The organism is Amycolatopsis sp. CA-126428 (genome assembly GCF_002904335.1).
Classification (GTDB): Bacteria; Actinomycetota; Actinomycetes; order Mycobacteriales; family Pseudonocardiaceae; genus Amycolatopsis.
In genome coordinates this window covers 1-17,996 of the sequence record NZ_PPHF01000048.1, presented here as the reverse complement: position 1 = coordinate 17,996, position 17,996 = coordinate 1, and the positions used below count along the sequence as shown (strand labels likewise).

Below are 17,996 nucleotides of genomic sequence, written 5' to 3'. Positions count from 1 at the left end.
AAGTTCAGAGTCCGGAGAACGGCTCGATGCCCTTGAGCTGCGAGAACTGGTCCTTCGCCCAGTAGCTCACATTGGCCGTCGCGTCGTCCAGTAACTCGATGTAGTCAGTCCAGGCCACCCAGCGCCAGTCGCCGACCTCCTCGGGGTTCGGCGCCGGCTCGGCGTCGGCCCAGGCGGCGAACACCGGGCAGAACTCGTTTTCGACGATGCCCTGGAACGGCGGCGTCCGGTAGCGGTAGTTCGGCAGCACGCAGTGCAGCCCGGACAGCGACGGCAGCCCGAGCTCGTAGCCGGCCCGGCGCCGGACGGCGTCCTCGAGGGCTTCGCCGGGCGCGGGGTGGCCGCAGACGCTGTTGGTCCAGACCCCGGGCCAGACCTTCTTGTGGAGGGCGCGCTGGGTGATCAGCAGGGCGTTGTCGCTGCGCCGCAGGACGTAGCAGGAGAAGGCCAGGTGTAACCGGGTGTGTTCGTGGTGGCTGGCCAGCTTCGGGCCGGTCTCGCCGGTGGGCACGCCGTCCTCGGTGACGAAGACGACCTGCTCGGTCTCGGGTTCGGTCGCGATGTCCACGTGCCCCAGTGAACACGACGGGCCGGGCCGCGCCGTACCGCGAGGCGGGTGGGTTACCCGTGATCCGCCCGGCGGGGTGACGCGCCGTCACCGCGCGTGGAGGTGCTCCACGAGCAGCGTGGTGACGGCTTCCGGCGCCTCCTCGGGCGCCCAGTGCGTGACATCTTCGAGCATTTCGAAGCGGTACGGCCCGGTGACCCAGTTGGCGGTGTCGAGCGCGGCGGTGGAGCCGAAGGAGACGTCCTCGGTGCTCCAGATGTACAGCGTCGGCACGGCGATCTTGCCGATCTTCCCGCCGGGCCGCCCGGCCCGGTACCAGTTGAGGGCCGCGGTGAGCGCCCCCGGCTCGGACAGCCGCCCCACGTAGTCATCGACCTTCGACGGCGCCACCCGCCGCTCGAACATCTCCCGCAGCGCGCGGCCGTCGTTCTCCAGCATCCGCCGTTCGGTGACGCGGGTCTGCCGCCACTCGGTCATGTACCGGCTGCGCAGGTGCTGGTCCTCGTCGGTCTTCATGGCCTCGGCGAGCGCGGCGGGGTGCGGCGTGGAGACAACGGTGAGACTGCGCAACCGCTCGGGATGCGCGTCGGCGGTCCACCAGGCGACGGCGCCACCCCAGTCGTGCCCGACGAGGTCGAACTTCGGCCACCCCAGCGCATCGGTGATGGTGACGACGTCCCCGACGAGGTGATCGATGGAGTAGTCCCCGGCCGCCTCCGGCCGCACCCCGGGCGAGTAACCCCGCTGATCCGGCGCGACGGCCCGGAACCCGAGCACCCCGAGCGTGGCGACTTGGTGCTCCCACTCGACCGCGGCTTCGGGAAAGCCGTGCAGCAACAGCACGGGCCGCCCGTCCTCGGGCCCGGCGGCGATGGCGTCGAAGGAACCGGCCTCGGTGGGGATGCTGATGTGGTCGATCACGGCCCGAATCTACTGCTTGCCGCCCCGACCTCGTCGAAAGGTGTCTACTGGGCGGTCGTTCGGATCTTGAGACCAGGCCGATCGGCGAGGGAGGACAGATCGACCTCGTTGGTGCCGTGCAGGCGCAGCTCTTGCAATGCGCTGAGACCGGACAAGAACCGAAGATCCGGAACGGGGGTCTCCGCGATGTGCAACAGCCGGAGCTCGGTCAAGGGAGGAAGCGAGCTCAGATCCACCCTGGGGCATTCGTCGAAGGTGAGCTCCGTCAGGCTGCCCGTCCAGCGGATCAGGGCGTGGACGTCCCGCAGGCTTGGACAGTCCTGGAAGGTGAGCTTGGCGGGTTGATCCAAAAAGGACAGTATCTGCAGATCTTCGAGGTACGGCACCGAGCTCAAAGTCAGCGCCGGCAAGTGGCGCAAGGGGGCCAGCTCGGTGAGCCGGTGGATGTCTTCGATGTGGCTCAGCTGGAGGAATTCCAGGTTCGGCAGTTCGGCCAGCCGTTCCCACCCGTGCGTCTTCACCTCGGCGACGATGGCGCGCAGGGTGGGGATCCCGGCAAGTGGTCCGAGGTCGATCGAGCCGGCGGAGAAGCCTGTCAAGTTGATGCGTTCCAGCGACGTGCTCACCAGTGAACGCAGGTCAACGTTCGGTATTTCGCACCAGATTTCGAGATGTTCGAGGTGGCGCAGGTGTTCCAGCGCTGCGAAGTCGCCCGGATCATCCACCCCGAGGTAGTCGATCGGCAGATCGGCCAGCACGCGTTCGGCGAATTCGACCTGATCGAACCGCTGCCAGGCCTCGATCAGCTCCTTGACCACAACCTCATCCCGAGCCCCGCGGTAGCGGGTCAGCAACTCCATGGCGCCGGCGCCGCCGATCAAGGCGATCGCGTAGATGGTCGCAGCCGTTGCTTCGGGGGTCTCGGGTACGCAGTCGGCCAAGAGGTCGAGAACGAACTCGCCCGCTCCTGCCAGCGCCTTGGCTTCCTCATGGTTGGAAGGCGGGATCAACGTGCTGGCGCGGTCCTCGATCTCGTTCCGCAGGCGCTCGCTCAACACCGGTGACGTCTCCAAGCACGCCAGCGCCACCAGGTCGAGCTTCAGCCGCTCCTGCTCGTCCGTGTCCCACTGGAGGATCCCGTCCAGCAACAGCTCCCGCTGCGCGGGATGGGCGTGGCCCGCCGCCAGGACCACCACTTCGCGCCACTCGTCGAGACGGGCGTTCGCGGTCAGGATGCCGATGTCGTCCTCTTCGATCGCCGCCTGGGCGGCCAGGTACTCCTGGAAGGTGCGGTGCACGAAGTCGATGCGGCCCGGGACCGGTTCGCGCAGCACGCCTCCGCGATCCAGCAGGTGGCGGAACACCGTGTGCGGCGTGACGTCGATCTGGCCCATCGAACGCAGCTTCGCCGTGATGCGGGCTTCGGCGTCGGCGGCCGGGACGTCCGTGTGGCCGTTGCGGACCAGCCAGTACGCGAGGCTTCGCAGCAGCACCAGCTTGTCGGTCAGCGAAAGCCGGACGGGGACCTCGATCTTTCGCTCGATGTCGCGGCTGTCGAGCAGCATGCGCAAGGCGACTTCGTACAGCTCCATCCGGTTTTCCGGGAGCCGTCCGCTGCCCTGGTGGTGCAGCGCGCAGAGCAACGCGCACAGCAGCGGGTTCTCGGCGATCCGCCGCAGCGCGCTGCGGGCGCCGATGGCCGTGATCAGGGCGTCGCGTTCTTCGTCGAGCGGCTCGCCCGGCAGCGCGTGGTGCCAGCGCGTGACGAACGTCCGGACGTCGCGCGGGGTCATCGGCTGGAGCCGCACCTCGGTGAACCCCTCGCCGCTCAGCCAGCCGGCGGTCACCGCGGCCGGGCGCGTGGTGACGACGAACCGGGCACGGGGGAACGCGCCGACGAGTTCGCGCAGCCACTCGTGCACCTCGCGACGGCGCTCGTCCGGGACCTCGTCGAGGCCGTCGACGAGCACGACGGCCCGGCCGTCGCGCAGGTGCCGGTGCACCCAGCCGGGCGGCATCTCGTCGGCGATGTGCCTGCCGACCTCGTCGAGGAAGCGTTCCGGTGCCGGCAGCGGCGAGTGGCTGAACCGGCGCAGCCGCACCAGGAACGGCTCGACGTCTTCCCAGCCGCCGACGTCCGGCAGCTGCCGGCTCGCGCACTGGACGGCCAGCCACTGCAGCAGCGTGGTCTTGCCGGAGCCTGCTTCGCCGCGGAGGAGGATTTTCGACGTCCGCGGCAGCACGTGCTCGATCCGGTCGCCGGGGGTGTCCTTGTCGGACGTGACGCTCAGGCTCAAGTAGGCGACCGAAAGCGGGTACAGCCGGGTCGCCTCGGTCAGGCCCGCGCCGTACAGCTCCATCCGGTCGAGCTTCGTCACGACCTGGCGGCGGAAATCCGCGGCGAAGTCGTCCGGGTGACGACGCTCGGGCAGCGTCGCCAGCACGTTCCGGACCGTCTCGAGGATCTCCGTCTCGCGCTGGAGGATCTCGACGAGTGCGCCGGGCTGGAAGCGCGGCAGGGTGCTCGTCACCTGCACCAGGTAGGCGCAGCATTCCCGCAGCACCCGCCGGTACAGCTCGGTCGCGTCGGCCGAGAGGAGCCGGGTGACGCGAGGGACGGTCCGGAGCAGGTAGCGGTAGAGGTACGCGGCGTCGAGGTCGGCGTCGAACAGGTCGTCATCGGTCAACGCGGCGCACTCGAACGTCTCGCGCACCGCCTCCACCGCGGCCGCCCGCTCGTTTTCCGGCACGGCACGGAACTCGACGTCGAGGAACGGCAGCAGCCTGTCGGCGACGCGGTCTTCGAGGTTGGTGAACAGCAGCCGGAGCTTGCGGCGGTCGTTGAGGCCGGTGACCTGCTTCTCCAGCAGATCGAGCGCCTTGGCCGAGGCGTCGGCGGCGACGGGGCGATCACCCAGCCAGATCTTCGCGGCCGCCTTCACCACCGCAGTCGTCAACGCGATCGCCGAGGCTTCGATGCTCACCGAGCTGAGCCTAGCCGAGCAGCTCCGCGGTTGTGACGACGGTCACTAGTGGGGCGTACAGCCTCATGATGTCCAGTGCCTTCGCGTGGCTTTCGTCGTTCGCGCCTGCGCAAGCGTCGGATACCACCGTTACCGCGACGCCCGCGTCCGCCGCGGCCAGGGCTGTTGACAACACGCAGCAGTCCGTTGAGACGCCCGCGAGTACCAGGCCCGCGCCGCCCACTCGGGTGGCCATGCGGGCGTTCCACTTGCCGAACGTTGTTGCGACCACAGTGGACTGTGGCTCGAACGGGTCGACCACCTGGTACAGGGGTGCGTCGGGTGGCTGCAACGCGAACGGCCACTGCTCGTAGTACCGCCGCCATGCTCCTTCCGGGGTGGAAGGTGCGACGAACCTCGTGAACACGACGTCGTTGCCGAAGGTTGTCACCAGGCGCTGGATCGGGGGGAGGATCTCGGCGAAGCGGGGGGTGAACCACGGGCTCGCCGGGTCGGCGAACACGTTCTGCAGGTCGATGACCGCCAGAATCCTCTTCACGCTGCCTCCTGCTCGCGGACCCGCCGCCGCGTCAGCAACGTCGCCAGGAAGCCCAGGGCCAGCGCCAGCAGCACGCCGAGGTTTGCGAAGGCCCAGGCGCCTTCGCGGCCGCCGAGCCCGAACGGTTCCAGCAGGTAGCCCTGCCACTTCAGCCACTCCGCGGACGTGTTCGTGACCAGGCCCCAGCCGAGCGCTGTCGACACCAGGACCAGGGCGATCGGGCCGACGCGGATGTCGCCGTAGCGGCCGGCCGGGTCGAACAGGTCGCGCTCGGCGTAGTCACGCCGGCGCAGCAGGACGTCCGCCAGCATCACGCCGCACCACGCCGCCACCGGGACGCCCAGCGTCACCAGGAAGCCCTGGAACTGGCCGAGGAACTCGCCGCCGAAGAAGACGATGTAGATCGTGCCGAGGATCATGATCACGCCGTCGACCAGCGCCGCCGCCGGGCGGGGGATGCGCAGGCCCGCCGAGAGCAGGGCCAGGCCCGACGAATAGATGTCCAGCACCGCGCCGCCGACCAGGCCGAGCACCGCGACGATCGCGAACGGCACCAGGAACCACAGCGGCAGCAACGTCGTCAGCGCGCCGATCGGATCCGCCGAGATCGCCTTGTTCAGGTCCGGCGACGAGCCGGCCAGCAGCAGCCCGAACACCAGCAGCACCACCGGCGCCACCGACGCGCCGAACGTCGTCCAGCCGACCACGCCCCGGCTCGACGACGACCGCGGCAGGTAGCGCGAGTAGTCCGCGGCCGCGTTGACCCAGCCGAGGCCGAAGCCGGTCATCAGGAACACCAGCGCGCCCACCCACTGCTGCGCCGAACCGGACGGCAGCGCGCGGACAGCTTCCCAGTGCACGTCGCCGGCCACGAGAACCACGTAGACGACGGTGAGCACCCCGGTGATCCAGGTGATCCACGTCTGCAGCCTCATGATCGCGTCGAAGCCGAGCACACCGGCGGCGACGGTCAGCGCCGCCACCACGACGAGCGCGACCACCTTCGTCGGTGTCCCACCGCCCCAGCCGAGGCGCTCGAACACGGTCGCCGTGGCCAGCGTCGCCAGCGCGGCGAGCACGGTTTCCCAGCCGACCGTCAGCAGCCACGAGATCGCCGACGGCAGCCGGTTGCCACGCACGCCGAACGCCGCCCGCGAGAGCAGCATCGTCGGCGCCGACCCGCGTTTGCCCGCGATGGCGATGAACCCGCACAGCAGGAACGAGAACAGGATGCCGACGAGGCCGGCGACGAGCGCCTGCCCGAACGAGATGCCGAAGCCGAGGGTGAACGAGCCGTAGCTCAATCCCAGCACCGACACGTTCGCGCCGAACCACGGCCAGAACAGCTGCCGTGGGCGCCCGCGCCGCTCGGCGTCGTCGATCACGTCGAGGCCGTTCGTCTCCACCTCGAGCTTGCGGGAACCGGTCATCGCGTGGCCTCCACCAGCTGGTCGATCTCCTCCCGGCCCGGCGCGGTCGCCGGGCCGCGCCGGGTCACCGAAAGCGCGGCCGCCGCGTTGGCGCGCACGGCGGCGTCGAGGACGGTGCTGCCGCGCAACAGCTCCGCGGCCAGCACGCCGCAGTGCGTATCACCCGCTCCGGTGGTGTCCACCGCGTCGACCGGGAACCCGGGGACGTCGGTGATCCGGCCGTTTTCGTGGACACGACAGCCTTTCGCGCCTTCGCGGACGACGGCGACGGCGACGGGCGGCAGCTCGCCCAGCACCTCGGCTTCGCGGGCAGTACAGCTCAAGATGTCTGTTGTGGACAGCAAGTCATGGATGTCTCCAGGGTCGATTTCGGTGATGAGCGGGCCGGGGTCGAACAGGATCTTCGAGCCGGGCAGCCGGGGCAGCCACTCGATGAGGGCCGCGCGATTGATCTCGTGCAACCAACTGTATCCGCTGACGTACACGACGTCGTCCTTCTTTGGGAGGATCCGGTCGAGCAAATCCGTCCGCAGCCGTCCTTCGGCGCCGGTGCCGGTCGCGAACGTCCGCTCGCCGGTCGCGTCCACCAGCACGACGACGACCCCGGTGTCCATTTCGGACTCCGGTTCGTGCGCCAGTTCCACGCCCTCGGCCGCGAGGGCGGCGCGCGCGAGATCGCCGAAGCCGCCGGTGCCGTGGCTGCCCGCGTAAAGCACGCGCGCCCCGGAGCGTGCGGCGGCGGCCATGACGTTGAAACCGCCGCCGGGCACCAGATTCGTCGATGAGGCCAGCACGTCGCCGCCCGGCGGAGGCAGGGCCGGCACCGCCATGACGAGGTCGAGGACGACCTGCCCGGTGTGCACCAGCCGCCCGGTCATCGGCGGCGCAGCTTCAGGAGTTCGTCGACCAGCGGCCCGAATTCGAGCCGGTTGACGGCGAGCACGGTCTCGACGACGTCGGGGCGGAAGGCGCCGATACCGTGCGTGGCCCCGAGCATCGCCCCGCAGATCGCGGCGACGGTGTCGGTGTCGCCACCGAGCCCGGCGGCCAGGCGCAACGCCGACGGCGGGTCGTCGCCCATGGCCTCGGCCAGCGCGAACGCGGCCACCACGGACTCCTGCGACGCGACCGACGTCCCGATCACCCGCGCGACCGCGTCGGCAACGGCGGCGGGAGCCATGCCCCGCACCCAGTCGCGCGCCCAGCGGATCCGGGCGGCGATTTCCCCGCCGGGGGCCCAGTGCCCGCGTTCCCCGCCGACGACGGCGGCGCGCTCGCCCGCGTCGAGCGCTTCGGCCAGGCTCGCGCCGTCGACCCCGGCGGAAACGGCGGCGGCGACCGCGGCGGCCGACGCGATGCCCAGACTGGTGTTGTGCGTGACCCGCGCGGTCGCGACGACGGCGTCGACCAGCCGGTGCAGGTCGTCCGACGGCGTCGCGATGCCGACCGGCGTGACCCGCATGGCAGCGCCGTTCGTGGTGCCGGTGCGGCCGGCTTCGTCGGGCGGGACACCGTCCCGGAGCCGGGTGAGCGCGCGTTTGGTGGACGGCCCGAGCAGGTCCGCGGAACCGCGGCGGACCATGTCGGCCTCCCAGGTCAGCAGGGCGTCGGCGAAGACGTGCGGCTCGACCGTGCCGCGGCCGTCGATGAGCAGCCGGGCCAGCAGAACGGCCTGCTCGGTGTCGTCGGTGACCGAGCCGGCGGGCATCGACGGCGCGACCGGCTGCTCGGCGACGGCGGTGAGCAGCCCGGTGACCGGCCCGTAGGTGGCGGCGATGGTGGCGCGGGACATCGACTGCGTCGGCATGCCGAGCGCGTCGCCGACGGCCAGCCCGGTGAACGCGCCGAGCGCCCGGTCCCGCGCGGTCACCGGTGTCCGAACGTGAGGTGGAACTGGAACCGGTCCGGGTCCAGCAGGCTGACGACCCGCTCGACGAGCCGGCCTTCGACGTCGACCGAGGTGCGTTCGGCGCGGAGGAAGAGCTCGCCGATCGAGCGGCCGAGCAGTCCGGCGGCGCAGGCGTCGAGGCGTTCGGTGCTGATCCACTGGTCGCCGCCGACGGAGAGCCGGCCGGCGGCTTCGAGGGTCTTGGTCAGGGACCCGTCCAGCAGGCCCGTCCCGGGGAGGCCGGCGAGCGGCCCGACGGCGGGCACAGTGGCGGTTTCGAGCGAGATCCCGCGCTCGCGCTCCCGCCGCAGCCGCCGCACGGCGACGTAGGCCCGCTCGCCGAATTCTTCGGCCAGGGCGACGTCTTCGACGGCTTCGATGCCGAGCAGTTCGGTGGTGACCGGCGCACCGGCGTCGGCGAGGGCACGGGCCCAGCCGATCCGCTGGTCGAGCTGGACGCCGTCGAAGGTGACGAACGACCCGACGCCGGCCTGGGTGGAGATGAGCTCGAGCTGCTGGAGCTCGGACAGCGCGCTGCGGACGGTGCCGCGGCTGACCTGGTACCGCAGGGCGAGCTGGTTCTCGCCGGGGAGGCGTTCGCCGTGGGCGAGCCGTCCGGAGCGGATCAGGTCGGTGAGGTCCCCGACCAGCTGCTGCCGCTTGCTGTACATGTCCACACCTGTACGCCCTGCGTCGGTGCAGGTCAAGCGGCGACGAGTTCCCGCGGCCGGGCTTCTCCGGCGACCATCATGCCCGCTTCCTTGGCGCTCAGGCCGGCGACCAGCATGATCACCGTGAACGAGCCGACGAAGATGACGGTGCTCAGCCACACCATCGTGGACACCGGCAGGGTGAAGGCCCCGATCACCCGGGCGGCGCTCTCCAGCACGAACCCGACGCCCCAGATGAAGCTGCTGCGGCGCAGGACGGTGTCGAACCGCCGGGTGCCCCGCAGCCGTTCCCAGGCCGCTTCGTGGTCGGCCTTGCCGTGGGTGAGGAAGGGGCGCAGGGCCTTGGTCATGAGCGGCTGCGCGGTGAAGGCGGAGATCAGGATGACCAGCCCGGTGATGCCGCTGCCCAGCGAGTCCTTCGCGATCATCATGCGGGTGTCCCCGGAGACGAAGGTCAGCAGCATGCCGACGACGTTGGTCACGAGGACGACGAGGGCCAGCCCGTTGAGGGTCCGGTTCTTGGCGAACTGGTAGAGGGTCCGGGCGAGCGGGAACACCCCGGAGAGGGCGAGCGCGGTGAAGTCGCTCGCGCCGAGCGAGTGGAGTCCGTAGTAGACGCCGAGGGGAACGGCGATCTCGATCGCGAGGGACTTGAGGGGGGCACCGGCGGGCTGGTTCGTCGTCATGGGAAGAGCTTGTCGCGGCGAGCGGCTCCGGAAGGATGCCGTCCGCCACGACTTCGGGCTGACAGATGTCATGGCCGGCTTGCTGGTATCGGTCGGATCCGTCGTCAGGCCCCTCTGCGAATGGCTGACGGCGAAGACCCTCTGGTGCGGCTCACCCGCCGGAGCGGGTGAGCCGCCTGGCTCACGCCGCGGGCACCGTCCACTGCTGGTTCGCCTGGCCGTTGCAGGCCCACAGGAGCACCTTGGTGCCGTTCGCGGTCCCCTGGCCGCTCGCGTCCAGGCACAGGTTCGACTGCACCCCGGCGATCGTGCCGTTCGCGTTCACGGTCCACTGCTGGTTGGCCTGGCCGTTGCAGTCCCAGATGACCACCGGTGTCCCGTTGGCCGTGCCCTGCCCGGACGCGTCGAGGCACTTGTTCCCGTAGACGGTCAGCTGCCGCGACGCCGTCCGGGTCCAGGTCTGGCCCGGGCCGCCCTGGCAGTCCCACAGCTGCAGCTGGGTGCCGTTCGCCGAGGTCGCGTTCGGCACGTCGAGGCAGCGGCCGGACGGCTTGCCGGTGATCGCCCCGCCGCCGGTGGGCGTGCCGTCGGATCCGGTGACCGTGAGCAGGACGGCCTCCCCGGCCGGGACCGAAGTCGCGTAGCTCGAGGCGAAGGTGCCGCGATCGGCGCCGGCCCACACGTCACGCACGGTGGCCGAGCCCGTCAGGCCGAGGGAAGACCACCGGGCGGTGATCGTCGCGGCCGAGCCGGTGCGGTTGAGGAGCACGACGGCCCGGCGACCGGTGCCGGACAACACCTTTTGGTAAACCTGGAGCCCCGAAGCGTCCTCGGCGACCTTCGTGCCTTGCCGCCCGAGCGAGTCCTGGTCGATCGCGATCATCTCCGGGTTGGTGAGCGCGGCTTTCGTGGCGGCGGTCATCTCGCCGGGCTTGTTGCCCGCGATCAGCGGGGCGCCCGAAATCGCCCAGAGGCTCAGGTGCGTGCGGTTCTGCGCGTCGGAGAAGCCGGGCAGGCCGGCGACGAGCATGTCGGGGTCGTTGTAGTGGCCGGGACTCTGCGCGCTCGCGTGCCGGGCGGCGTCGAAGTTGGCCAGCACGCGCGACATCGAGGGCTTCTCGCCCCAGTAGATGATGTCGCCGCTGGTGCGCCACAGGTTGGCGATGCCGGGGGCCCAGTTCCACGGCTGGCTGCTGCCCCACTCGCAGACGGAGAACACCATCGGCCGGCCGGTCTGGGCGGTGGCGCGCGCGATGGAGTCGCTGATCGCGGTGTAGGCGTTGCGGGCGTTGAGGCCTTCGGCCTGGCCGCCGCACCAGTCGACCTTCACGTAGTCGAAGCCCCAGCGGGAGAACTGGAGGAAGTCCTGGTCGTAGTGGCCTTCGGCGCCGGTGCCGGGGTAGGCGGGGTGCCCGGTCGGGTAGTAGTAGCCGCAGCCGTTGCGGCCGGCGTCGGTGTAGATGCCCGCCTTCAGCCCTTTGCTGTGGATGTAGGCGGTGATGGCGGACATCCCGCCGGGCCACTTCGCGGTGTCGACGGTGATGTTGCCGCCCGCGTCGCGGGCGCCCGTCCACCAGCCGTCGTCGATGTTGACGTACTCGTAGCCCGCGTCCTTCATGCCGGAGGTCACGAGCGCGTCCGCCTGCCGCTCGATGACGGTGTGGTCGATCGTCCCGGCGAAGGAGTTCCAGGAGTTCCACCCCATCGGCGGCTTGGTGATCGGAGCCGCCGCCGCGGCACTCGGCGGGGCCGCGAAGACCACGAAAGCGGACAGCAGGCCCAGGATCGCCGCGAGCACCTTCCACGACGTCCACAAAGGACGGAAGGATCGGCGCGGCGGGGCGGCGGGTGCGGACGCGTGCGACAACGGAACCCCCATCAGCATTGACGGCGAGCCGGGCAGGAGCGGAATGTGAACGCTAACACAAACTCGCTTTTTGTTGTGCCGCACCGTGAAAGTTTCATTTCACGGCCCGTTTATGCCTGCGTCAGGGCTCTCGGCGGAGATGAGGGCTCGGCGGCAAACGGGGGGCGTTTTGCCGCCGAGCCGAAGCGTCGATGGTCGGGCCGGTCGGGGGGCGTGCCGGACCGATCACCTCGGCACCGGACAAGAGGGCAGGCGGCGGCGATCATGACGCCCGGGGCGGGAAGTCACCGAAACGGGTGACGCTCAGCCGCCCGAGTGCATGTCTTCCGCTTCGGGGACGCAGTCGTCGTCCGGGTCGTCCAGCCAGCCGTGGGGCAGCGTGACCTTGCCCGGTGAACCCTGGCGGCCGCGGGGGCCGGTGGCCGCCTCGGGGAAGGGTGCGTCGTGGTCGAGCTGGGCGATCAGGTCGTCGAGCTGCTCCATCGACGAGAGCATCGCGAAGCCGCGGCGGAGTTCGGAGCCGACCGGGAAGCCCATCAGGTACCAGGCCATGTGCTTGCGGATGTCGCGCATGGCCTTGTCGTGGCCGTCGTGCTCGATGAGGAGCTCGGTGTGGCGACGGAGGACGGCCGCGACCTCGCCGAGGTTCGGCGGCGTCGGGAGGGGGCGTCCGGCGAAGGCGGCTTCGAGCTCGCCGAACAGCCACGGGCGGCCGAGGCAGCCGCGGCCGACGACGACGCCGTCACAGCCGGTTTCGTCGACCATGCGCAGCGCGTCGGCGGCGGAGAAGATGTCGCCGTTGCCGAGCACCGGGATGCTGGTGACGGCTTCCTTGAGCTCGGCGATCTTGGTCCAGTCGGCCTGGCCGGAGTAGCGCTGCGCGGCGGTGCGGGCGTGCAGGCTGACGGCGGCGGCGCCCTCGGCTTCGGCGATGCGGCCGGCGTCGAGGAAGGTGCGGTGGTCGTCGTCGATGCCGATCCGGAACTTCACCGTGAACGGCGTGTCCCCGGCCGCCTTCACGGACTCGCGCACGATGGCTTCGAACAGCTTCCGCTTGAACGGCAGCGCGGCCCCGCCGCCCTTGCGCGTCACCTTCGCCACCGGGCAGCCGAAGTTGGAGTCGACGTGGTCGGCCAGCCCCTCGCCGACGATGATCCGGACGGCTTCGGCCATGGTCTTCGGGTCGACGCCGTAGAGCTGCATGGACCGGGGCTTTTCGTCCGCCCCGAAGGTCATCATGTGCATGGTCCCGGGGTGCCGTTCGACGACGGCGCGGGCGGTGATCATTTCGCACACGTAGATGCCGGCGCCGTACTCGGCGCACAGCTGCCGGAAGGCGACGTTGGTGATGCCGGCCATCGGGGCGAGCACGACCGGCGGATCGACCTCGTAGGGGCCGATCTTCAGGGCGGGCTTGCTCAAGGTCGCGGTCACGTCCTCCATTGTCGCTTGTGGCGTCGATCACGTCGACCAGGGGCGCCGGGCAGGGTCACTTGTCCCAGACCGTGACGTCCCCGGTGGCGCCGCCGTCGGAGGTTTCGGCGACCCCGGTCACGTCGAGGCGGAACACGCGCCCCTCCGCCGTCCGGCCGCAGACGTGGTTGCCCTTCTCCGTTCCGCTGATGTACGTCTTGCCCTGCTCGTCGACCGCCGAGGCGCAAGCGGCGCGGTCCGGGGTTCCGCTGCTGGTCCACACCGCCAGCTTCGCGGCGTCGTGGTAGCTCTCGAACACGCCGCCACCGCCCCAGACGTACGTGTCGCCCGTGCGTTTCGGCGGCTTCAGGTCGAAGTTGAAGCGGCCGAACTCCAGGTGACCCTGGTAGTACACCGTCGCCGGGGCGGCCGGGGTGTTCGCTGCCTGGGGCTGCGTGGCGCCGGGCGCCGCCGGGGAGCTGCTGCTGCCCGGCGGGCTGTCGCCGGCGCTCTTGAACAGCCCGCCGAAGTCGGCGATACCGGTCAGCAGTGCGCCGATCGCGCCCATCAGCGCGACGGCTCCCGCGATGCACCCGGCCTTCTTCGCCTCCGCCATCACTCCCCCTCACGACGTAATCGCTTGGTCACTCTAGACAGGCATAGGGTTCGGCGTATGACGAACGCGCCCCTCCGCTGGGGAATCATGGGTACCGGTGGGATCGCCGGCGCCTTCGCCCGGGACCTGCGGCTCACCGAGTCCGGCGTGGTCGCCGCGGTCGGCTCACGCTCGGCCGGGAGCGCCGAAAAGTTCGCTGACGAGCTGGGCATCCCCACCCGGCACAGCAGCTACGAAGCGCTCGCGAACGATCCGGACGTCGACGTCGTCTACGTCGCCACGCCGCACCCGATGCACCACGCCAACGCCCAGCTCGCGCTCGAAGCCGGGAAGCCCGTGCTGGTCGAGAAGCCGTTCACGATGAACGCCGGCGAGGCCCGCGACCTCGTCGACCTGGCCCGAGCCCGGAACCTCTTCCTGATGGAGGCGATGTGGACGCGCTTCCTGCCGCACATCCGGCACATCCGTGAGCTGGTGCCGCAGCTCGGGGACGTCGTCACCGTCGCCGCCGATCACGGGCAGTGGTTCGCCGAAGACCCCGCCTTCCGGCTGTTCGCTCCCGAACTGGGCGGGGGCGCCCTGCTCGACCTCGGGATCTACCCCGTTTCGTTCGCGTCGATGATCCTCGGGCCGCCCGAGCGCGTGGCCGCGATGGCGACGCCCGCCTTCACCGGTGTCGACGCCCAGACGTCGATGCTGTTCGGCTACGCGAGCGGCGCGCAGGCCGTCCTGACCTGCACGTTGAGCGCGGTCTCGCCGACCACCGCGACGATCGTCGGCACGGACGCGCGCATCGAGGTCGACGGGCCCTTCTACGCTCCCGCCTCCTTCACCGTGATCCCGCGCGACGGGGAGCGAAGCCGCTTCGAGTACGTCGATGAGGGCCTTGGCCTGCGGCACGAGGCCGACGAAGTGGCGCTCCGGCTGGCCGCCGGGGAGATCGAGAGCCCGCTGATGCCGCTGGACGAGACCGTCTCGATCATGACGACCGTGGACGCGGTGCTGGCCGCGACCAGGACGTGACCCGGGATTGAGTAGTGCTACGGATCCGCAGGTGGACGCCGGTGCGTGACCCTGTCCGGTATGACCACCGAAGCAGATGTGCTCCTCCGGCTCGCCGGCGAGATCGACGACCTGGGGCGTCGTCTCGCCGTGGTGGGTTCCGAACTGCGGACCGTCCGGGAGGTTCAGCCCGAGCAGGCCGAACAGCCGGAGCAGGCAGCGCAACCGCAACCTGAGCCGCAACCCCAACCCCAACCCCAACCGCAACCGCAGCCACAGCCCCGGCCGGTTCGGCCCGAGTCGGTCCCGTGGCCGCAGTACCAGTGGCAGCCGCCGCACCAGCAGCCGTACCTCCCGCCGCAGCAGCACTACTACGGTCCGCCGCCGTCGCCCGCCATGCCGGTTCCGCGGCCGACGCTGGGCGAAAAGCTCGGCCGGGAAGGTGCCGGCAGCCGCGTGCTCGCCTGGGTCGGCGGGGCCGTGACGCTGCTCGGTGTCGTGCTGCTGCTCGTGCTGGCCGTGCAGCGGGGCTGGCTCGGGCCGCTGCCGCGGGTGCTCGTCGGTGCTGCGTTCGGGCTGGCGCTGACCGGCGCCGGCGTGTGGCTGCACCGCAAGCCCGCCGGCCGCACCGGGGCCTTCGCGCTGGCCGCCACCGGCATCGCGACGCTCTACCTGGACGTCGTCGCCGCGACGTCGCTGTACGAGTTCCTGCCGGTGCTCGCCGGGCTCGCGGCCGGGCTGGCGGTCGCCGTCGGCGGCCTGCTCGTGGCCGTGCGCTGGGAGTCGCCGCTGCTGGCCACCGCCGTCGTCATCGGCTGTGTCGTGTGCTCGCCGATGATCGTGCGCGGGTTCACCCCCGAACTGGTCACCTTCCTGCTGATGGTCCAGCTCGCGACGGCGCCGGTGCGGCTGCGCCGCGACTGGCCGTCGCTGACGCTCGCCGCCGGCATCCCGCCGCTGCTCGCCTCCGTGATCAGCACGGCGTGGCTCGGCGGGGGCGGCAGCTGGGCCAACACCGCCGCGGCCGGCGGCACCGGGCTCACGTCCGTCGTGCTCGCGCTGATCGTGCTGCGCCGCCGCGAGAACGACCCCGCGGCCCTTTCCCTGCTGGCCACGGCGGTGGTGCCGGCGCTCGTCGCGGCGGTGCTGCTGCCGAAGGCGCAGGCGGTGCCGATCACCGCCGGGGCGGGCGTCGTGCTGCTCGCCGTCTGGGCGGCGCGCCGCTGGTGGCCCGGGTTCGCCGGGCAGGTGGCCGGGCTGGCCGGGTTGGTCGCGCTCCTGCAGGCGACGGTCACCCAGTTCGACGGCCCGGTGCGCGCCGGGGTGCTGCTCGGCGAGGCGGTGCTGCTGGCCGTGGCCGCGGTGGGCGGCCGCCACCGGGGCGCGCTCGCCGCCGCGCTCGGGTTCGCGGCGATCGGTGGCCTGCTCGGCGTGGCCTTCGACGTCACGCCCGCGCTGCTGATCGTGCCCCGCGCCCACGCCGTCGCCGAGCTGACCGGCGCGCTCGCCGTCGCCGCGCTGATCCTCGCCGTGTCGGTCGTGCTGCCGTGGGCCGCCGCGCGCCTGGCGGTGTTCCGCGGCCCGGCCGAAGACCTGCCGATCTGGCTGCTCGCCGGGGTTTCGGCGCTCTACGGCGCCGCCGGGGTCGTGCTCTGCGGGGCGCTGCTGGCGGTCCCCGGCCGGACGGGGTTCCTCCTCGGCCACGCGCTGATCACGGTGTCCTGGACGATCGCGGCGCTCGTGCTGCTGCTGCGCGGGATCGACGTCGCCGCGCTGCGGGTGACCGGGCTGGTCCTGGTCGGCGCCGCGGTGCTCAAGCTGGTGCTGTTCGACCTGGCGGCGCTGGACGGCCTGGCCAGGGTCGGCGCGTTCCTCGGCGCCGGCCTGGTGCTGCTGGCGGCCGGGACGCGGTACGCGCGGCGGGTCGCATCGCGCTAGCGGCGGGAAGAATTGTCGGTGCCCCGTGGTTACCTGGGTCACAACCCGACGACCAGGGGGCACCGACATGGCACAACCGAAACTCGCCGACCGGGCCGGCGACTCGATCGCCTGGCTGACCACCGTCACGCCGAAGGGGCGTCCCGCGCCCCGGCCCGTGTGGTTCGTCCTCGACGGTGACGACATCGTGGTGTTCAGCGAGCCCGGCACCGCGAAGCTCCGGCACATCGAGGCGAACCCCGACGTCAGCTTCCACCTCAACAGCGACTCCCGCGGCGGCTCGATCCTCGTCGTCACCGGGAAGGCGCACGTGGAGGCGGGCAAGCCTTCCGAGGCACCCGGGTACCTCGACAAGTACGGCGCGCACTACGCGGCGCTCGGCCTGACCGCCGACGGGTTCGACGCCAAGTACTCCGTCCGCGTCCGCGTGGTGCCCGAGCGCTCCTGGGGGTTCTGAGCAGTCCATTTCGGACGGTGAGGGTCCGGGGGTTCGTGGGAAACTCACGGATTCCCGCCCGGTGGGCGCTCCGGTGTGCGGTTATTGTGCATTTCGTGCCCGAACACACCGGCGAAACCCGCAACGAACAGCTCACCCGCAACATCGGCGAGCTCCTGCAGGAACTGCGCGTCGCGCAGGCCGGGGTGCAGATCCTCTTCGGCTTCCTGCTGTCGGTCGTGTTCACCGACCGGTTCCACGACGCCAGCGGGTTCGAGAAGGCGCTGCACCTGTCCGCGGTGGCGCTCGCGGTGGCGGCCACGGCCCTGCTGACCGCGCCCGCGGCGTGGCACCGGCTGCTGTTCCGCACCGGCAGCCGGGAACGGATCCTGGCCGTCGGCAACCGGCTCGTGCTGGTCGGGCTGGTCTGCCTGGCCCTGGCGATCACGTCGACGGTCGCGCTGATCGCCAAGGTGGTCTACGGCGGGATCGCCATGGTGATCATGGGCGTGCTGTGCCTGCTGATCTTCGGGATCCTGTGGTTCGCCATGCCGTTCCGGCTGAACCCGGCCAACGGCGGTCAGCCGACGGGCCCACCCAAATAGAGCGTGTCCTCCTGGACGAAGCAGAGCGGGTTGCCGAACGGGTCGTCGGCGTAGAAGGAGCGTTCGCCCCAGAACTGGGTCTCGATGACGTCGTCGGCCCAGCGGGGCCCGGCGGCGCGCACCCGCTCGAAGGTCTCCTCGACGTCCTCGACCGCGAGGTAGACGATCCGCGGGTCCCGCTGCGGGCGCGGCTCACGGTGCTCGAGCGGCGCTTCGACGCAGGCGAGCACCACGCCGCCGCAGGTGAAGTAGTGCCGGTTGACCGCGATCCGCTCGCCGGGGTCGCCGAAGACGGCGGCGTAGAACGCGACGGCGACCTCGATGTCGTCGACGGGCTGGATCAACCGGAACACCCGGGGGCCGCTCATGCGCACACCTCGCTGACGCTCGGTGCGCCCTGAGCGGGAAGCGCAGTGTTGAATGATTCGCTCGC

Annotated in this window: 17 protein-coding genes; 4 read left to right on the top strand and 13 right to left on the bottom strand. The window is 71.0% G+C overall.

Annotated features, from left to right (window positions below):
- Positions 1 to 4 precede the first annotated feature (4 nt).
- The 12 genes from idi to C2L58_RS13180 form a co-directional block, all read right to left on the bottom strand.
- Complete coding sequence (gene idi, locus C2L58_RS13235; protein WP_103337878.1) at positions 5 to 568, bottom strand: isopentenyl-diphosphate Delta-isomerase; 564 nt, start codon at positions 566 to 568, stop codon at positions 5 to 7.
- A gap of 87 nt (positions 569 to 655) precedes the next feature.
- Entirely contained in the window at positions 656 to 1,489 is an 834-nt protein-coding gene (locus C2L58_RS13230; RefSeq protein ID WP_103337877.1) for an alpha/beta fold hydrolase, read from the bottom strand.
- Positions 1,490 to 1,533: 44 nt separating this feature from the next.
- The gene (locus tag C2L58_RS13225; protein ID WP_103337876.1) at positions 1,534 to 4,473 is read right to left on the bottom strand and encodes an NACHT domain-containing protein; all 2,940 of its coding nucleotides are present in this window, start codon (positions 4,471 to 4,473) and stop codon (positions 1,534 to 1,536) included.
- A gap of 10 nt (positions 4,474 to 4,483) precedes the next feature.
- Positions 4,484 to 5,011, bottom strand: coding sequence for a cysteine hydrolase family protein (locus C2L58_RS13220; protein WP_103337875.1), 528 nt, complete (start codon positions 5,009 to 5,011; stop codon positions 4,484 to 4,486).
- Positions 5,008 to 6,441, bottom strand: a complete 1,434-nt coding sequence (locus C2L58_RS13215; RefSeq protein WP_103337874.1) for a purine-cytosine permease family protein — start codon at positions 6,439 to 6,441, stop codon at positions 5,008 to 5,010. Before C2L58_RS13215 ends, C2L58_RS13220 begins: the two co-directional genes overlap by 4 nt.
- Positions 6,438 to 7,319, bottom strand: coding sequence for a PfkB family carbohydrate kinase (locus tag C2L58_RS13210; protein WP_103337873.1), 882 nt, complete (start codon positions 7,317 to 7,319; stop codon positions 6,438 to 6,440). The genes C2L58_RS13215 and C2L58_RS13210 overlap by 4 nt, the downstream gene beginning before the upstream one ends.
- The gene (locus tag C2L58_RS13205; protein ID WP_103337872.1) at positions 7,316 to 8,311 is read right to left on the bottom strand and encodes an ADP-ribosylglycohydrolase family protein; all 996 of its coding nucleotides are present in this window, start codon (positions 8,309 to 8,311) and stop codon (positions 7,316 to 7,318) included. Before C2L58_RS13205 ends, C2L58_RS13210 begins: the two co-directional genes overlap by 4 nt.
- On the bottom strand, positions 8,308 to 9,000 hold the full coding sequence (locus tag C2L58_RS13200) for a GntR family transcriptional regulator (protein WP_199191247.1): 693 nt from the start codon (positions 8,998 to 9,000) through the stop codon (positions 8,308 to 8,310). The genes C2L58_RS13205 and C2L58_RS13200 overlap by 4 nt, the downstream gene beginning before the upstream one ends.
- A 32-nt stretch (positions 9,001 to 9,032) precedes the next feature.
- Entirely contained in the window at positions 9,033 to 9,686 is a 654-nt protein-coding gene (locus C2L58_RS13195) for a VC0807 family protein (RefSeq protein ID WP_103337870.1), read from the bottom strand.
- 181 nt (positions 9,687 to 9,867) lie between these two features.
- Positions 9,868 to 11,502, bottom strand: a complete 1,635-nt coding sequence (locus tag C2L58_RS13190; RefSeq protein ID WP_103337869.1) for a glycoside hydrolase family 27 protein — start codon at positions 11,500 to 11,502, stop codon at positions 9,868 to 9,870.
- A 354-nt stretch (positions 11,503 to 11,856) separates the two neighbouring features.
- Positions 11,857 to 12,996: a tRNA dihydrouridine synthase DusB gene (gene dusB / locus C2L58_RS13185; RefSeq protein WP_103337868.1), complete on the bottom strand. Its 1,140-nt coding sequence runs from the start codon at positions 12,994 to 12,996 to the stop codon at positions 11,857 to 11,859.
- A 46-nt stretch (positions 12,997 to 13,042) separates the two neighbouring features.
- Positions 13,043 to 13,582 (bottom strand): hypothetical protein, encoded by a 540-nt coding sequence (locus C2L58_RS13180; protein ID WP_103337867.1) that lies wholly within the window; start codon positions 13,580 to 13,582, stop codon positions 13,043 to 13,045.
- Between the two features lie 57 nt (positions 13,583 to 13,639).
- On the opposite strand from C2L58_RS13180, the gene C2L58_RS13175 reads away from it, so the two are divergent.
- The 4 genes from C2L58_RS13175 (at position 13,640) to C2L58_RS13160 (ending at position 17,563) form a co-directional block, all read left to right on the top strand.
- Positions 13,640 to 14,605 (top strand): Gfo/Idh/MocA family protein, encoded by a 966-nt coding sequence (locus C2L58_RS13175; protein ID WP_103337866.1) that lies wholly within the window; start codon positions 13,640 to 13,642, stop codon positions 14,603 to 14,605.
- A gap of 60 nt (positions 14,606 to 14,665) precedes the next feature.
- Positions 14,666 to 16,522 carry a DUF2339 domain-containing protein gene (locus C2L58_RS13170; protein ID WP_233225700.1) on the top strand — a complete coding sequence of 619 codons (1,857 nt, stop codon included), beginning with the start codon at positions 14,666 to 14,668 and terminating at the stop codon, positions 16,520 to 16,522.
- Positions 16,523 to 16,589: 67 nt separating this feature from the next.
- Positions 16,590 to 16,979 (top strand): TIGR03667 family PPOX class F420-dependent oxidoreductase, encoded by a 390-nt coding sequence (locus C2L58_RS13165; protein WP_103337864.1) that lies wholly within the window; start codon positions 16,590 to 16,592, stop codon positions 16,977 to 16,979.
- 95 nt (positions 16,980 to 17,074) lie between these two features.
- Positions 17,075 to 17,563 carry a DUF6328 family protein gene (locus C2L58_RS13160; RefSeq protein ID WP_199191246.1) on the top strand — a complete coding sequence of 163 codons (489 nt, stop codon included), beginning with the start codon at positions 17,075 to 17,077 and terminating at the stop codon, positions 17,561 to 17,563.
- Here C2L58_RS13160 and C2L58_RS13155 read toward each other — a convergent pair.
- Positions 17,539 to 17,931 carry a VOC family protein gene (locus tag C2L58_RS13155; RefSeq protein WP_103337862.1) on the bottom strand — a complete coding sequence of 131 codons (393 nt, stop codon included), beginning with the start codon at positions 17,929 to 17,931 and terminating at the stop codon, positions 17,539 to 17,541. The two genes, C2L58_RS13160 and C2L58_RS13155, sit on opposite strands and share 25 nt — an antisense overlap.
- Between the last annotated feature and the right edge of the window lie 65 nt (positions 17,932 to 17,996).

What these genes read in the sequence shown, in the direction of transcription:
- C2L58_RS13215 (WP_103337874.1), bottom strand. Translation starts at nt 6,441, where the DNA reads ATGACCGGTTCCCGCAAGCTCGAGGTGGAGACGAACGGCCTCGACGTG.
- C2L58_RS13210 (WP_103337873.1), bottom strand. Translation starts at nt 7,319, where the DNA reads ATGACCGGGCGGCTGGTGCACACCGGGCAGGTCGTCCTCGACCTCGTC.
- C2L58_RS13200 (WP_199191247.1), bottom strand. Translation starts at nt 9,000, where the DNA reads ATGTACAGCAAGCGGCAGCAGCTGGTCGGGGACCTCACCGACCTGATC.
- C2L58_RS13195 (WP_103337870.1), bottom strand. Translation starts at nt 9,686, where the DNA reads ATGACGACGAACCAGCCCGCCGGTGCCCCCCTCAAGTCCCTCGCGATC.
- dusB (WP_103337868.1), bottom strand. Translation starts at nt 12,996, where the DNA reads ATGGAGGACGTGACCGCGACCTTGAGCAAGCCCGCCCTGAAGATCGGC.
- C2L58_RS13180 (WP_103337867.1), bottom strand. Translation starts at nt 13,582, where the DNA reads ATGGCGGAGGCGAAGAAGGCCGGGTGCATCGCGGGAGCCGTCGCGCTG.
- C2L58_RS13175 (WP_103337866.1), top strand. Translation starts at nt 13,640, where the DNA reads ATGACGAACGCGCCCCTCCGCTGGGGAATCATGGGTACCGGTGGGATC.
- C2L58_RS13170 (WP_233225700.1), top strand. Translation starts at nt 14,666, where the DNA reads ATGACCACCGAAGCAGATGTGCTCCTCCGGCTCGCCGGCGAGATCGAC.
- C2L58_RS13165 (WP_103337864.1), top strand. Translation starts at nt 16,590, where the DNA reads ATGGCACAACCGAAACTCGCCGACCGGGCCGGCGACTCGATCGCCTGG.
- C2L58_RS13155 (WP_103337862.1), bottom strand. Translation starts at nt 17,931, where the DNA reads ATGAGCGGCCCCCGGGTGTTCCGGTTGATCCAGCCCGTCGACGACATC.